The following is a 13,743-nucleotide window of genomic DNA, read 5'->3' as shown; positions in this document are numbered from 1 at the left end:
CCGACGCGGAGGCCCTCGCGTAGTTTCTCGACCAGGGTGATGAAGAGCGAGAAGTTGGGAATCCTGGCGACTTCCTGCTTGTGCAGCGGCCGGAACTTACCTTCCTGCTTGATGGTGATCCAGCCCTTCTCGACCTTCACCTCCTGGATCGACGCCCATGGCGCTGCGCGCCTTCCGCGGCGAACTCCGTTGCGATCGATGGTCACGTCGCCGAAGGTCAGGCTTTCGCCGCGTTCCAGGGATTCCAGGGCGCCGGGCAGCTTGGCCCGGGTGACGTGGTTGGCCACCGCCCTGCCGAGGTCAGCGTACTGGCGGCCCCGCGGGTTGGCGCTGATGGCGAATTCGGGATTGCGGTGGAGCTTTGGATCCCGGTAGAAGCCATCGAGCTTGGTCGACGCGCCGTTGGCGAGGGTCAGGGTGTAGGTGAAGTACGTGGCGTCGTAGGTGCCGTTGTTGTACCGGTTGGTGACACGCTCGTGGACAGTCGCGAGCTGATCCCATCAGAAGGCCTCGGGGGCCTTGCCGTGGTTCTGCCGCACCAGGCCCGCTTCGAACTCATACACCCGGTTGACCTTTTCGCGAGAGATTCCGGCCTGGATGGCGAAGATCTCGCGAAGCCTCCCAAGGTGATGCTCCTAGGCGACTCGCTCCGCCTCGGGGGTGACCTGCGCCCAGGGCCCGTCTGCGGAGAGCACCATCAAGTCCATCCCTGCCCACCCTTCACCGCCCAGATGCCGAGGAGGCTCACAAATATACACACGCGTCTATATGACAGCCGCGGTCGGTCATATGAGGTGGTTCAGGAACGCATCGCCTGGCGGATCAAGGCGGCACGGTCGGCAAGGCCCCGGCGTTCGGCCACCGCCAGCTGGATCTTGAGGCTGGGAACTCGTATTCGCCTGCCTCGCCAGGGGATCAGTTCAAGATGTTCCCGGTTGAGCGCCCCACGGTACAGCGCGAGCACTCTGGCGTCGTTGTCGTACCCGAGGCCGGTGAACTCCGACGAGGTGTAGATGGAACGGCCGACGTTCGCGAGCGTGGTGGCGTTACATCCGTCGGATTCGAAATAGCCGACGTCACCCCGCCAGCCGGCCTGGTCGGGAGCGCGCCCGAGAGCCTCGGTGTACTGCTTGGCGATGAACTGGCCTGGCACATAGCCCGTGTCGGCGTGGGCCGCGACCGGCGTGAGCACCGCCGTTCCGACCACGAGCACCGCACCCCAGCGTCGAAGCGCCACTGCCGCCTCCCTGAAACCGACCGTGGGAGGACGCTATCCAGACGCGATCACCGGAAAGGGCATTTCATCGATCGTGTAAATGTTCAGGGCCGCCTGGCCGTGGTGGCTTCGCGCCGTCGACGTGCCGTGCGGAACGACGTGTGGCGACGCCAATGAAGCGAGACGTGTGATCGACACGCGCGTGGCCAGGGTCCGGGAGCACAGCGAAGACCTGCGAGGCGATTTCCCTTCGCCGGCATTGTCCGGTTCAGGTATTGGGGGTCGCCGTCTTATGGGGGCTTATCGCCCCCGCCGGCCTCTCAGCCCTCCCCTACGAATCTCCGTCCTGGCGGATTCGTACGGTCGAGCTCCCTCGCCCGTCTCGCAGGCCAACTTCCACTCTGCTCTGCTGGTCGGCGTTCCTCCCAGGGACGAACGTCCCTGAGGAGGCGGGACCATGGTCCGTCGGCCAGACCCGATGCGGATGCCCACCGCCGCATCGGTCCGTACGGCGGTGGGCTCGGATGCGGTCGGTCAGTCGACGGGAGCGGCGACCCGTGCGGTCGACCGGGCCGGCGAACGGACGGCATCGCCTGGACACCGCAGGAAGCAACACCCCGTCAGTCCACACTATCCAGCCTTGCGCTTGTCGAACTCGGCCGCGACCGCGTGGATGGAGCCCCGGCCCTCGAGCTGGACGCTCTTTCCGTCGGCCATGCTGATCGTGACCGGCTGCCAGCTCTTGCCGCCCTCGACCTTGATGGACGCGATGCGGTCCAGCGGAATCTGGCCGAGGTGCTCACCGACCCGGTTGAGCATCGGGTCGGCAGCCCACACGTGCAGGGCACCGTCGCTGACGCCGAAGACGACGGCGGCGTCGAGCGGGATGTCGGTCTCTTCGGTCATCTTCTTCGCCGCCGCGCGAGCGGCCGGCCTGGCGATCAGGTAGTTGCCGAGCGGCGAAAGCATCCGCGCCGGGCTGAGCGCGGTGTCCACCCTGGCGTACGCGGCCGCCACGATCTTTTCGTCGCCGAGCTGCTCGGTCAGGGCACCGGCCAGTTCGGCATCTTTTGCATGCATCAGTACTTCCCTTCGGTCGGAGGTCAGAGTCCAGGGCACAGGTCATTCCGCCTGCCACCCCGCTGGGTGACTGTTGGGCCCGCGTAAGCGCCGTAGCCCTTTCGTCTATGTCACATTCGGGGCGTCGGGCGACAGCGCCTGCGTTACGGGAGGGCGTACGCGCACCGCTGTTTCATCCATACCGCCAGCGTCGCGGCAGCGGGCACCTCAGGCGATCGGTGAACCGGTCATTCGCGTGTCCACCGAACGGTGGACACGGCACCCGAGGCCGACCGGCTGACCTGAAACAGGGCGTGGCCGACGATATCGACGTGAGGTCCCCCCGTGGTGCGGACACCTGTGGTGCGGTCAGTCGGCGGTGTCAGAGGGCCGGTGCAGCCCTTCGTAGGTGATGGGAGGAATCAGCGGCTCTCCGAGCCGTGATCGGCGCGCATTGCGTACCGCCGCGCCGGCCGCTACGGGCGGCGCGGCGGTGGGCTCGGACGCGGCGGATCAGTCGACCGGGGCGGCGACCCGTAGGACCTTGAGGAACTCCCGCATCCAGGCCGGGTGATCCGGCCAGGCGCGGCCGGTGACGATGGAGCCGTCGATGTGCGCCTCGCTGTCGACGAAGGAGCCGCCGACCGCCTCGATGTCGGGGGCGAGCGCCGGGTACGCGCTCGAGGAGCGGCTCGCCAGGACCCCTGCCGCGGCGAGCACGAGGGGACCGTGGCAGAGCGCCGCGATCGGCTTGCCCGCTTCGGCGAAGTGCCGGACGATGCGGCGGCAGTCGGCGTCGCCGCGGATGTATTCGGGCGCGCGGCCGCCGGGCAGGACCAGCGCGGCGTACTCGGCCGGGTCGACGTCGGCGAACGCGATGTCGGCGGGCCAGGTGTGGCCGGGCTTCTCGGTGTAGGTGTCGAAGCCGTCGACGAAGTCGTGCACGACGAACTGCAGCTTCTTCTTGGTCGGAGCGGCGATGTGCACGTCGTAGCCCTCTTCCAGCAGCCGCTGGTAGGGGTACATCACCTCGAGATCCTCGGCCGCGTCGCCCGTGACGATCAGTACCTTCGGCATGGTGCAAGCACCTCCGTGACGTTGTGGAAACACCGTACGACCGATCGTGTCCGCCGATCCTCCGCAGGGTCAACCGCGGAGATTCCACCCGCCGGAAAGAGTGGCAAATGGTCCCTGGGCGCAGCGGCCTGGTGGAGCCCCCGTCAACTCACCGCCCCGAAGCCGCGGGGCGCGGGCTGCTGGAGGCCAGCTCCAGCAGTTCGTCGACGGACCACTGGTCGTAGGCGTGTTCTCCGTACTTGCAGGCGACGACGGTGCCGTCCTCGGCGATCAGAAGGTCGGCGGGCAGGCCGAAGCGGCCGCCCTGCGGGTGGGCCGCCGGGCCGCGCTCACGGCCGCGGACGATGGCCCACGTACTGCGCAGGACGGCCCGGAGGATCGGCCCCCAGGCGCGTGGGTGCAGGAGTGCCCGCCGCGCCGATTCGACGCCGAACTCCACGTACAGCCGCTTGTGCGGGTCGGCGATGACGGCGAACGGTAGGTCGGCCGCGTGCTCGCGCAGCTCGTCGGCGGGCGAGTGGAAGACGACGACCTCGCGGATGCCGGCCGCCTCGATCTCGGCGTGGCGACGCACGATCGATCGCAGGTGCAGGTTGCACACCGGACAGCCGGCGAAGCGGCGGAACTGCAGGTGGACGAGGTGCCCGGGCGACGGGACGCGGATCGGCGGGCCGGAGATGGGGGTGAACTCGCGCTCGTCGATGACGGTGCCGGGGCGGGGCCTGCGGGGATCGTCGTGGACGGCCATCGCGGCATCCTTCCTATAGGCGTACAACATACGCTAACACGCGTAGGCGTACCTTGTACGCTGTCGGGGCAATGCCACGCCCACGCTCGCTCACAGAGACGCAGATCGCCGCGGCCGCGCTCGCCGTCATCGACCGCGACGGACTCGCCGCCCTGACGATGCGCGCGGTCGCCAAGGAACTCGGAATGGGGACGATGTCCCTGTACCGCTACGTCGACGACCGCGAACAGCTCGAAGGTCTGGTCGTCGACCTCGTCCTCGGCGCCGTCGACACCGCTCCCCCGACGGGCTCATCGTGGCGGGAGCGGGTCGCGACCATGGTCGAGCGCGTCCGCGATGCCGTCGGCGCCCACCCGAACGTCGTTCCGCTCACGCTGACCCACCGGCAGGGCTCACCGAGCAGCCTGCGGTGGGGAGAGACGGTGCTCGGCATCCTCACCGAGGCGGGCATCGTCGGCGAGCGGCGCGTCGTCGCGCTACGCAGTCTGGTCGGCTACCTGGTCGGGGCCATCCAGCTGGAGCACCTCGGGCCGCTGTCCGGCGAGGGCACGCGGACCATGGCCACGCTGCCGAGCACGGACTTCCCCCTGATGGCCGAGACGGCACAGCAGGCAGCACGGGTCACGGTGGACGAGGAGTTCCGTCTGGGTCTCGCCGTCCTGCTGAACGGGCTGGCGCCGTAGCTCAACGAGCGTCGGTCCGGTCGAGCACCGGCCGGCGGTCGCCGCAGCCGACGCCGTCTCCGTACGCCCCGGCGCCTGCCGCCCCGGGCAGCACCGGCGGGATCAGCGCCGGCAGGTCCATCCTCTCCCAGTCGATCCGGATCTCGAGTGACCGCTGCTCGGCGGGCGGCGCGACCTCCTCGGCCGACAGTACGCGGAAGCGCCGTTCTCCCGTGCCGTCCGGCGTGGTGAGGGGCGCGTAGGAGCTCACCGGCTCGGGCTCCCCGCCGTGGATCCGCCGCTCGGCGTCCCAGGTGATCTCCGTCAGCCCTGGGATCTTCAGTCCCAGGAACGGATAGATGTCGTATGCCGCCGCTTCCTCGCCCCGCTGGTGGACGCGGATGGCGAGGGTGCCGCCGGAGTGCGGGGACCAGCCGGTACGGAGGAAGTCGCCGACGGCGTCCCGCAGCCTCGGCAGGTCGGTGAAGGTCCACACGTGTCCCCGGCCGCCGCTTCCCGGGAAGGACGACTCCTCGAACACGTAATAGCTGTACATAGGGCGGTCTCCGACGAGGGGCGTGGCCGGGGTGGACCGGAGGTTAGCCGACCAGTCCGTACCTATTGGTCACGATTGAGGGTTCGTTCATGACCCGCAACGGAGTTAGTGCTGGAGACCCAGGACTGGGGCACTACTCAGAGCGGATCGGCGAACGTCCAGCCCTTCTCGAGGAGGGCGTCGATCTCGGCGACGGCGGCGGCGAGGCGGTCCCCATGCGATCCGGTCACGACGACGTACGGCAGGCCGCGCCGGTCGAGCTCCTCCCGGAACCGCTCCGACATGCGCTCCCGGATCGACTCGCCGTCGCGCCAGCCGTCCTGCTCGAAGGGCACGCCGGCGGTGTCGGTGAGAATCCACAGGTCGTGGCGGGTACGGGCGTGGACGCGTTCGACGTCGGGCGACAGGGCGCCGAGATAGCGCTCGTGCCACAGCGAGGTGGCGAAGGCGTCGGTGTCGCAGATCAGCAGGGGCGAGCCGGAGCGGGCGGCGGCGTCCTCGAGGGCGAGATGCCGCTCGGCGATCAGGGTGAACTCCTCCGAAGCCCAAGGGAGATCGCCGATCCACCGGTCCGGGTCGGTACGACGCGCGAGGGCGAGCTTCTCCTCGCAGTACAGGCGGCCGTACTCCGGCACCCACCGGGTCGCGGCCCACACCCCGCCACGCCCGGAGTAGTGCGCCGCGAGCGCGCGGCTCAGCGTGGTCGTGCCCGAGGACTCCGCGCCGACAATGACGACGCGCCGGGCCAGGTACGCGCGTACGGCGGGCGAGAGCCACTGCCAGCAGGCGACCGGGTCGCTCCGTACGGCGGTGCCGCTCACCGGGAACCGGCCGCGCGGCGGGTCCACCGGGACGTGCGCGGCGTCGAACCGGCGGGCCAACTCGGGGCCGTACTCCTCAGAGCTGAACACCGCGTCGACCGCCGGGCGGTCGAGTGCGCCGATGCCCTGCCCGGTCACCGCTCCCGCGCCCTTCCCCGACGCCACTCCCACTCCCTGCCCGGTCACCGCGCCCACGTCCTGACCGGACGCAACACCCGCGCCCTGCCCGGACGCCACTCCCACGCCCTGCTCAGACGCCACCCGCACGTCCTGCCCCGACGCCGCGGCCAAGCCGGACCGGAACGCCGCCACGTGCGCCGCCCAGATCTCCTCGGAGTCGTAGTCCACCTCGACGTCGTCGACGACCGGAACGATCTCGACGTGCGGCTGCGGGTGCCGTTCGCGGAGCCAGGCCGTACGGAGGGCGAGGGGGATGCTCTCCACGGTGGAGGCGGCAACGACGACGGTCACGCGCGCGCAGGCGCCCGCCGCGGTGTCGATCAGGTGATGATGGCCGGCGTGCGGTGGATAGAACTTCCCGATCACCAGTCCATGCCGGAACGTCATGAGGCCACCGGGACGGCCGCCGCCTGGCGCTCCGCGTGGTCCTTCCGCCAGGCGAGCAGTCCGGCGACGCACAGCGCCAGGAAGACGACGTAGAGGGCGCTGGTGAGGTAGAGGTGCTTGTAGGCGTACAGCGGGATGTAGATCAGGTCTGCGGCGATCCACAGCCACCACGACTCGAGCAGCTTGCGGCTCTGGCCGTACGTCGCGGCCAGCGAGATGGCGGTGGTGAGCGCGTCCCAGAACGGCACGGTCGAGTCGGTCCAGGCGCTGAGCGCCCACGTCAGCAGGCCGGTGGCGGCGATCCCGGCGGCCGCGAGCCCGGCCCATTCCGTGCGGGACGTGCGCTGGACGACCCGCTCGGTCCGCGCCTGTCCGCCGTACAGCCACTCCCACCAGCCCCACACCTGCAGGACGACGTAGACGACCTGGAGGCCCGCGTCGGCGTACAGGCCGCCGTCGACGAAGATCAGGCCGAGGAAGATGACGTTGGCGATGCCGATCGGCCAGTTGGCGATGTGCTGCCGGACGACGAGCCAGACGTTGACCACGCCGGTCGCGAATCCGAGCACCTCCGCCCAGGTCGTGGGCGTGCCGCCGAGCGTGATGGCGGGATGGAGCAGAGGACCCAGCAGGCTGTGCAGCGACAATGCGGTGCGCTCCCATGATCCGGCAATGGCCAGCAGAACCTAACATTTCGCGCATTGATCGCACGAGGGCTTAATCCCGACGACGCATCGCTTGAGAGGTCTTTCCGCTCACCTCGTGCTCACCGCCGCCGAGATTAGGGCTGTGGGCCCTGTTCGCCCCCGCCCGCGACCGCGAAGATGATCAACGGCTCCGGCCCCCGACGAAAGGGCGTTCCATGTCTCGAGCACTTACGATCACCAAGGCCGCCGCGCTCGGCGGCCTCGCGTTCGCTCTCACGGCGGGAGCGGCGGCTCCGGCGATGGCCGAGACGCACGCCAAGAAGCCGTTGACGCGCCCCTTCGACACGAAGCTGGGCAACAAGAAGCCGACGCGCGGTGGCTGCACCATCAAGAGCAACCACAGCAAGGACATCAAGATCCGCGTCACCTACCGGGCGAAGAACGCCCCGCTCAAGGTCCGTGCGTACAGCGGCGCCTGGAAGACGCCGCTGACGCGTGACTGGGTGGCCATCAAGCACAAGAACCAGTGGTACAAGCTCAACACCAGCGCGGTCCGCGCGGGCACGACGATCTGCTGGTCCTGGGCCCCGACGAAGGCCGTCCGGGTCAAGGGTGATCTGAGCTACTAGCCATTCGGCTCGCAGGGGCGGGCACCGCACGTCCCGTACCCGGGTGGCTGGCGCGGCCCCCGGGTACGGGACAGGTCAGCGGAGGCCGGCGAACAGGTCGTCCTCGTGGTCGGGCCCTGGTACGGCGCTGAAGCGGCGGACGAACGACTCGGTGCCGAGCGCCTGGCGCTGCATGTCGTCGGGCATGCGGAGCAGGAAGATGTTCTCCCCCTGGCTGGCGTGCGCCTCCAGGGCCTTGACCTTGCGCTCGAAGTACGTCAGGACGTCGACCACGGTGGTGATCTCCTCGTCCGGCGTGCCGAAGTCATCGGGGAGCTCGAAGTCCGCCATGTCGGCGCCGGTGCTGCGGAGATACTCCATCATCTGCTCGATCCCGGCCCGGGGGACGGCGGTGTGGTAGATCTTGCGCGGAATCCCGGTCGACTCGGCGGCGGCGATCGCGATGCGGTGTGCCTGGATGTGGTCGGGGTGCCCGTAGTTGCCGTTCTCGTCGTAGGTCACCACCACCTGCGGGCGGTACCGCTCCATCAGGTCGGCGAGCCGGGCGGCCGCCTGCTCAACGGGCACGTTGGCGAACACGCCGGTGTCGCCATTGGCGTCCCATCCGGCCATCCCGGAGTCGGGGTAGCCGAGCAGCTCCACGTGGCCGATGGCCAGGTGAGCGACCGACTCGCGCAGCTCGCCGAGCCGGCGGCGGCTGACGTCGGCCGGGTCATGGCCCGGCTCCCCGGGCTTGACCCCGCCGGGGCCGTCTCCCTGCTCGCCATTGGTACAGGTCACCAGGACCGTGCGAATGCCCTCGTCGGCGTAGCGCGCGAAGACCCCGCCGGTGCTGATCACCTCGTCGTCGGGGTGCGCATGAACGGCCATCAGTGTGAGTTCGGATTCCATGAGCCCCAGCATGCACGGCCGGGACGACAGATACGGGTCCTCAGCGGAAACGGCGCCGGCGGCGTCGCCAGATCTTCGCGCACTCCGCGCAGGTGTCGGGCGGAGGCGCGGAGGACGACTCCCCTTTCACCGTCATCACCACGCCGCAGTAGGCGACCACAGTGCTCCCGACCGGGCGGGCGGGCGGCGGATAGCCGTGCGTGACCTCTTCGCCGCTGCCGCCGGTCGGCCGCAGCGCGAGCTCTGTCGAGGATCTCAGCGTCACCCCTCAACGGTACGACGCGCCGTCCAGAAGATCCCGGACAGGTGCTGAACGGCCCATCCGAACCAATCACGACTGACCGCATCTGACCGCATCCGGCCTCATCGTCCCGCGAGTCATATTGCGCCCGAATTGATCAACTGCGAACATGCTTGCCTCCCTCCCAGAATCACCAGGAGTTCGCATGCGTCGCAGTGCGTGTCTGGTCGCCGCCACCGTCGCGGGGACCCTGATCGGCTCGGTTCCGCTGACCACTACGAACGCCGTCGCCGCCACCGCCTCCCCGAAGGCCCCTTTCGCCGCCCAGGCGTCCGCGCCGTCCGGGATCGCGGCGAAGGGCGCGTACCTCTACGACTCGACCAAGGGCAAGAAGCTGTGGGGCGTCGCCACCACGACCAAGCGCCCCATCGGCAGCATCACCAAGGTGATGACCGCGCTCGTCGTGATCCGCGCCGGCGGTCTCGACCGCAAGGTCACCGTCAAGAAGAGTTACGTCGACCACGTCAAGGGCAACGACGCCACGACCGCCGGGCTGAAGGTCGGTGACAAGGTGTCGGTCGGGCAGCTGCTGAACGGCATGCTCCTGCCGTCCGGCTGCGACGCGGCGTACGCCCTCGCCGATGTGTACGGTCCGGGGCAGACGAAGTTCGTCGCCAAGATGAACAAGACGGCGAAGTCGCTCGGGATGACGAGCACCTACTTCCGGACGTCCGACGGGCTGCCCACCTCCGCACACAAGGAGGGGTACTCCACGCCGAGCAACCTGATGAAGCTGGCTAAGGCGGCGATGGCGAGCTCGTCGTTCCGCGCGGTCGTCGCCCGCAAGACGTACTCGGTGTCGAAGACCAGCGGGCACCGCGCGTACAAGTGGACCAACACGAACCTGCTCCTCGGCTCCTACAGCGGCGCCATCGGCATCAAGACCGGCCACACGGACGGCGCGGGCTACTGCCTGCTGTTCGCGGCCCGGCGCGGCGGCCGTACGCTTTACGGGGTGGAGCTGAACAGCACGACCACTTCCCCGAACCGCCGGTTCACCGACGCGGCCAAGATGCTCGACTGGGCGTACGGCACCAAGTCGGCGCAGTTGCGGCTTGACTCTCTCCCCGCAGGTACGGCCACGGACTGACAGACTTGACTCATGGTTGACGACGAACGCTGGAAGGCCCGTTTCCGGGCCGCCCGGGTGAGCCTGCCCGGCTGGGCGCACGACGCGCCGCACCGCTCGGTGTACCGCTCGAACACCACCGGGACCTGGGAGATCTACACCTGGGACCGGACGACCGACGAACGCCGACAGGTCACCGACCGGCCCAACGGCACCTGGATCGGGGGCATCGACCCGACCGGCGAATGGATCTGGTGGTTCGCCGACACCGACGGGGACGAGTTCGGGGTGTGGCGGCGTCAGCGGTTCGGCGGCGGGGAGGACGCGCCCGCCGTCCCCGCTCTGGAGCCGTCCTACCCCGCCGGCCTCGCCGTGGGATCCAGCGGTCTCGCCGTCATCGCCCGGTCCACGGACGGCGGCACGACGATCCACGTGTGCCCGCCGGGAGCCGACCCGTACGTCCTGTACTCGCACGCCGAGGACGCGTACGCGATCGATCTGTCCGAGGACGAGTCGCTCGTCGCGATCAACCACAGTGAGCACGGCGACAGCCGGCACATGGCGCTGCGGGTCGTGCGCGCGGACGGCGAGACCGTCGCCGACCTGTGGGACGGCCCGGGCAAGGGGCTGGGCGGGCTGTCGTTCTCCCCGGTCGCCGGCGACCAGCGGCTGCTCGTCGAGCACGAGCGGCGCGGCAAGCCGGAGCTGCTGATCTGGAACCCTTCCGGCGGCGACGTGCAGGAGATCGTCCTCGACCTGCCCGGCGAGGTCGGCGCCAACTGGTACCCCGACGGGTCGGCCCTCCTCGTCTCGCACTCCCACCACGCGCGCGACGAGCTGTACCGCTACGACCTGGCGAGCGGCGCGCTGGAACGGATCGACACTCCGCGCGGCGTGATCGGATCGGCCACCGCCCGCCCGGACGGCACGGTCGAGTTCTCTTGGTCGTCGTCGGCGTCGCCGCCCGTGATCCGCTCGACGTCGGGCGCAGTGGTGCTGGCCCCACCCGGTCCGCCCGCACCCGAGTCGGTGCCGGTCGAAGACGCCTGGGTGACGGGTCCCGGCGGCGACGTCCACGCCCTGATCTCCAAGCCGGCGGGCTCGGGCCCGTTCCCGACCGTCTTCGACGTCCACGGCGGGCCGACCGCGTACGACGACGACTCCTTCTCCCCGGACACCGCCGCCTGGGTGGACCACGGCTTCGCCGTCGTCCGCGTCAACTACCGGGGGTCGACCGGATACGGCAGCACGTGGCGCGACGCCATCGAGGGCCGTCCCGGACTGACCGAGCTGGAGGACATCAAGGCCGTCCGCGACTGGGCCGTCTCCTCCGGGCTGGCCGACCCGTCGCGGCTCGTGCTCACCGGCGGGTCGTGGGGCGGCTACCTCACCCTCCTCGGCATCGGCACGCAGCCCGGCGACTGGTCGGTCGCGGTCGGCATCGTCCCGGTGGCCGACTACCTCGCCGCGTACGAGGACGAGATGGAGGCGCTGCAGGCGTTCGACCGGTCACTGTTCGGCGGTTCGCCGGCCGACGTCCCCGAGCGGTACAAGGCCTCCTCGCCGATCACGTACGTCGAGCAGGTCACCGCCCCGGTGCTGGTCATGGCCGGAGAGAACGACCCGCGCTGCCCGATCCGCCAGATCGAGAACTACCTCACCCGGCTGCGGGAGCTGGGCAAGGAGCACGAGGTCTACCGCTACGACGCCGGGCACGGCTCCCTCGTGGTCGAGGAGCGCATCCGGCAGATGGCCGCGACCATCGACTTCGCCCGCAAGCACCTCGACATGACGTGAGCCCGGGACCGGCCGGACGCGCGGAAGCGCTCCGCCGGTCCCGCTATGTGCGCAGGTCGCGGTAGGTGGCCAGGGCTTCGCGGACGACGCCGCGCATGCCGGGTACCCGCGCCAGGGCGACGAGGCGGTCGATCAGCGGGACCGTGCGCTCGATGAGCCGGTAGGTCTTGGCCGCGTCCGGCGAGCTGTCGTACACCCAGTGCAGGATCACGCCCATCGAGTAGAGCCACAGCAGCTCCGGCAGGTCGGCACGGATCTCCGCGTCGGCCTTGAGTGTCGAGCCCTCCACGACCTCGCGGTAGACGGCGACGGCGGCCTCGCGAACCGGCGCCGACTCGGCGCTGAACGGGCTGAGCGGGCTCGTCGGCTCGGCCGCGTACTTGAAGAACTTCCCGGCGAACTCCTTGTACGGCTGCAGCACGTCGATCCGCGCGCGGATCACGGCGAGCAACCGCGCGCGGAACTCCCGCTCCCGCTCCAGCACGGCCCGGCACGCCTCGGTGTGATCGTCCTGGGAGTGCTCGTAGTAGAGCTGGATCAGCTCTTCCTTCGAGGCGAAGTAGTAATAGGCGTTGCCGACGGACACTCCGGCCTCGGCGGCGATCGCCCGCATCGTGGTGGCCTCGTAGCCACGCTCGCGGAACAGCCGCAGGGCGGTCTTCGCGATCAGTTCTCTCGTCTGCTCGGACTTGGTCGGTGCGGCCACAGCCGACACTGTACGACCCTCCACAGACCATCCGTGTCGGTCAGCGACAGGCCATAACTACGTGCGGAATCGGAAAAGCGGCGCGTCCCTTGCCGGAGTGTCGCGCTTGACGCGATCAATGCTGCGACTGGCGCTGCGACAGTACGGGAGGGCTTCATGTCGATTCGCACTACCGTCATCGCCGGCTGCGCCGTGGGGTTCTGCACGTTAATGGCAGGTCCCGCGGCCATGGCGCGCACTCACAACCCGGCGTCCGCCCCGAACCTGCTGCACCAGCGGCTGGCCAGGGTGCTGCTCCGGGCCGGGGGGATCCGCTCGATCTCCTCCGGGCACTGCGCACGGCGCGCGAACCCGCACTGCACCTCGTTCGAGGGGCTGCGGGCGGCGACGTTCAGCGGGCTGCTGGCGCTGAAGCAGGCCAGCCGCTGCCATCTGACCGTCTCCGGCGGTACGGAGGCGGGCCACGCGGCGGGCCGCTTCAGTCACCACGGCGGCTACAAGCTCGACGTCCTGCCGAACCGGTGCCTCGACGGCTACATCCCGCGCCACTTCCAGCGTGTCGCGACGCGGGGCGACGGCGCGACGCAGTATCGCGGGCCGGGGCCCGTGACGTTCGCGCGCGAGGGGTCCCACTGGGACATGACCTTCGGCGCTCCGGGCTCACCGATCGGGCACAAGGGCGTCAGGCCGCCGACCGGCCAGGGAGTCGACAAGCCGGGCATCGGGCAGGGCGAGGACAAGCCGATGACCGGGCGCGACGACGACGAGTTCCCGACCGGCGGCGGAGACGACGACGCCCTCACCGGCGGCGGAGCCGAGAAGAGCGGGAGCGGCAAGACCATTCCCGTGACCGGAGACAGCAAGGCCGTCCCCGCGACCGGAAACGGCAAGACCGTGCCCGCGACCGGAGACAGCAAGGCCGTCCCCGCGACCGGAAACGGCAAGACCGTCCCCGCGGCCGGAGACGGCAAGACCGTCCCCGCGACCGGAAACGGCA

The 13,743-nt window shown here is 69.7% G+C and carries 16 protein-coding genes; 5 read left to right on the top strand and 11 right to left on the bottom strand.

Annotation, left to right across the window (positions count from 1 at the left end):
• From AB0I04_RS53935 to AB0I04_RS53915, 5 genes are all read right to left on the bottom strand, one after another.
• Nucleotides 1–287, bottom strand: a 287-nt coding sequence (locus AB0I04_RS53935) for a DUF6585 family protein (protein ID WP_360904439.1), incomplete at its 3' end; no start/stop codon positions are given.
• 512 nt (nucleotides 288–799) lie between these two features.
• On the bottom strand, nucleotides 800–1,237 hold the full coding sequence (locus AB0I04_RS53930; RefSeq protein WP_360904436.1) for a hypothetical protein: 438 nt from the start codon (nucleotides 1,235–1,237) through the stop codon (nucleotides 800–802).
• 609 nt (nucleotides 1,238–1,846) lie between these two features.
• Entirely contained in the window at nucleotides 1,847–2,296 is a 450-nt protein-coding gene (locus tag AB0I04_RS53925) for a hypothetical protein (RefSeq protein ID WP_360904433.1), read from the bottom strand.
• Nucleotides 2,297–2,788: 492 nt separating this feature from the next.
• Nucleotides 2,789–3,352: a DJ-1/PfpI family protein gene (locus tag AB0I04_RS53920; protein ID WP_360904430.1), complete on the bottom strand. Its 564-nt coding sequence runs from the start codon at nucleotides 3,350–3,352 to the stop codon at nucleotides 2,789–2,791.
• Between the two features lie 148 nt (nucleotides 3,353–3,500).
• The gene (locus AB0I04_RS53915) at nucleotides 3,501–4,100 is read right to left on the bottom strand and encodes a peroxiredoxin-like family protein (protein WP_360904427.1); all 600 of its coding nucleotides are present in this window, start codon (nucleotides 4,098–4,100) and stop codon (nucleotides 3,501–3,503) included.
• A gap of 71 nt (nucleotides 4,101–4,171) precedes the next feature.
• On the opposite strand from AB0I04_RS53915, the gene AB0I04_RS53910 reads away from it, so the two are divergent.
• Complete coding sequence (locus AB0I04_RS53910; RefSeq protein ID WP_360904424.1) at nucleotides 4,172–4,783, top strand: TetR/AcrR family transcriptional regulator; 612 nt, start codon at nucleotides 4,172–4,174, stop codon at nucleotides 4,781–4,783.
• 1 nt (nucleotide 4,784) lies between these two features.
• On the opposite strand, the gene AB0I04_RS53905 is transcribed toward AB0I04_RS53910, so the two are convergent.
• The 3 genes from AB0I04_RS53905 to pnuC form a co-directional block, all read right to left on the bottom strand.
• Nucleotides 4,785–5,318 (bottom strand): hypothetical protein, encoded by a 534-nt coding sequence (locus AB0I04_RS53905; protein WP_360904421.1) that lies wholly within the window; start codon nucleotides 5,316–5,318, stop codon nucleotides 4,785–4,787.
• A 137-nt stretch (nucleotides 5,319–5,455) separates the two neighbouring features.
• A complete protein-coding gene (locus tag AB0I04_RS53900; RefSeq protein ID WP_360904418.1) occupies nucleotides 5,456–6,706 on the bottom strand; it encodes an AAA family ATPase in 1,251 nt (416 codons plus the stop codon).
• A complete protein-coding gene (pnuC, locus tag AB0I04_RS53895) occupies nucleotides 6,703–7,353 on the bottom strand; it encodes a nicotinamide riboside transporter PnuC (RefSeq protein WP_360904415.1) in 651 nt (216 codons plus the stop codon). The genes AB0I04_RS53900 and pnuC overlap by 4 nt, the downstream gene beginning before the upstream one ends.
• A 215-nt stretch (nucleotides 7,354–7,568) precedes the next feature.
• On the opposite strand from pnuC, the gene AB0I04_RS53890 reads away from it, so the two are divergent.
• Nucleotides 7,569–7,982, top strand: a complete 414-nt coding sequence (locus AB0I04_RS53890) for a hypothetical protein (protein ID WP_360904412.1) — start codon at nucleotides 7,569–7,571, stop codon at nucleotides 7,980–7,982.
• 75 nt (nucleotides 7,983–8,057) lie between these two features.
• Here the strand turns inward: AB0I04_RS53890 and AB0I04_RS53885 are convergent, their stop codons facing one another.
• A complete protein-coding gene (locus tag AB0I04_RS53885; RefSeq protein ID WP_360904409.1) occupies nucleotides 8,058–8,873 on the bottom strand; it encodes a PIG-L family deacetylase in 816 nt (271 codons plus the stop codon).
• A gap of 40 nt (nucleotides 8,874–8,913) precedes the next feature.
• Complete coding sequence (locus AB0I04_RS53880; RefSeq protein ID WP_360904406.1) at nucleotides 8,914–9,138, bottom strand: hypothetical protein; 225 nt, start codon at nucleotides 9,136–9,138, stop codon at nucleotides 8,914–8,916.
• A gap of 181 nt (nucleotides 9,139–9,319) precedes the next feature.
• On the opposite strand from AB0I04_RS53880, the gene AB0I04_RS53875 reads away from it, so the two are divergent.
• A complete protein-coding gene (locus AB0I04_RS53875; RefSeq protein ID WP_360904403.1) occupies nucleotides 9,320–10,264 on the top strand; it encodes a serine hydrolase in 945 nt (314 codons plus the stop codon).
• A 12-nt stretch (nucleotides 10,265–10,276) separates the two neighbouring features.
• The gene (locus tag AB0I04_RS53870; protein WP_360904400.1) at nucleotides 10,277–12,040 is read left to right on the top strand and encodes a prolyl oligopeptidase family serine peptidase; all 1,764 of its coding nucleotides are present in this window, start codon (nucleotides 10,277–10,279) and stop codon (nucleotides 12,038–12,040) included.
• 43 nt (nucleotides 12,041–12,083) lie between these two features.
• Here the strand turns inward: AB0I04_RS53870 and AB0I04_RS53865 are convergent, their stop codons facing one another.
• Nucleotides 12,084–12,746, bottom strand: a complete 663-nt coding sequence (locus tag AB0I04_RS53865; protein WP_360904397.1) for a TetR family transcriptional regulator — start codon at nucleotides 12,744–12,746, stop codon at nucleotides 12,084–12,086.
• Nucleotides 12,747–12,902: 156 nt separating this feature from the next.
• On the opposite strand from AB0I04_RS53865, the gene AB0I04_RS53860 reads away from it, so the two are divergent.
• A partial coding sequence (locus tag AB0I04_RS53860) for a hypothetical protein (RefSeq protein WP_360904394.1) occupies nucleotides 12,903–13,743 on the top strand: 841 nt, incomplete at its 3' end.

It is taken from the genome of Actinoallomurus sp. NPDC050550, from assembly GCF_040655075.1.
Taxonomy (GTDB): domain Bacteria; phylum Actinomycetota; class Actinomycetes; order Streptosporangiales; family Streptosporangiaceae; genus Actinoallomurus.
This window is presented reverse-complemented; position numbering and strand designations above follow the sequence as displayed.